Origin of the sequence: Xenorhabdus sp. IM139775 (assembly GCF_028598745.1) — a bacterium.
Classification (GTDB): domain Bacteria; phylum Pseudomonadota; class Gammaproteobacteria; order Enterobacterales; family Enterobacteriaceae; genus Xenorhabdus.
The window spans coordinates 1-728 of record NZ_JAQRFK010000229.1 but is presented as its reverse complement, the minus strand read 5'-3'; the positions used below and the strand labels follow the sequence as shown (position 1 = coordinate 728).

Genomic DNA, 728 nt, shown 5'->3' with positions numbered 1-728 from the left:
TAGTGGTCTGGTTTACCTTCTACGACGGGACTTTCACCCGCAAGAAACAGGGCAGCTTTGCCCAGCGCACTGTCCATTTCATTAGTATATGACTACAGAATAATCGGCATTGCTCCGGTTGTTCAATATGATTTATAAAAGCCTGACTATCGTATCTTTTGTCAGTTGCCACAAAACCTAAAACTTCACATTTAATTCTTGATAATAGCTAGCATTTCTCCAGTTTCCTCATCCAAGCCAACCTCAACGAAACCAAAACTTGCATAAAGGTTTTTCGCAATGAGATTATTTGGATCATAACTGATTTCTATTACTTCCAACTGATCTGTGCACCTGATTTCATCAAGTGCCAGTGATAGTGCCTTACGGCCAATACCCTTATTTTGATAGTTTTTATCCACCATAAACCGCCAAATCATTATTTTTTTGTCAGCGTCTGATACCCACATGAAAAAACCAACAGGTTTCCCATCCAGGCAAATTGCGCGTGTTTGATATAAAATATGAAATTTAGATTGAACAAGAGACCACACATTTCCTGCAATATAATCAAGCTGATCCTCAGTTACTGATAGATCGCAGACAGCTTCATAATTGTTCTTATTTACGTCAGTTAAGGTAATTAACATACACCACTCCAATATGGGATCGTAAGCCGAATCGTTCAAAATTTTAAACACCTAGCTAAAATAGGGCAATAGCGCTAGTGGTACATCCTGTATTTGACA

The 728-nt window shown here is 38.5% G+C and carries 1 protein-coding gene; it reads right to left on the bottom strand.

Annotated elements, in window-relative coordinates:
• Positions 1–191: 191 nt before the first annotated feature.
• Positions 192–629, bottom strand: coding sequence for a GNAT family N-acetyltransferase (locus tag PSI17_RS17165; protein WP_273553105.1), 438 nt, complete (start codon positions 627–629; stop codon positions 192–194).
• Positions 630–728 lie beyond the last annotated feature (99 nt).

Excerpts from the sequence above, each read along its gene's own strand:
- PSI17_RS17165 (WP_273553105.1), bottom strand. The coding sequence starts at position 629 with ATGTTAATTACCTTAACTGACGTAAATAAGAACAATTATGAAGCTGTC.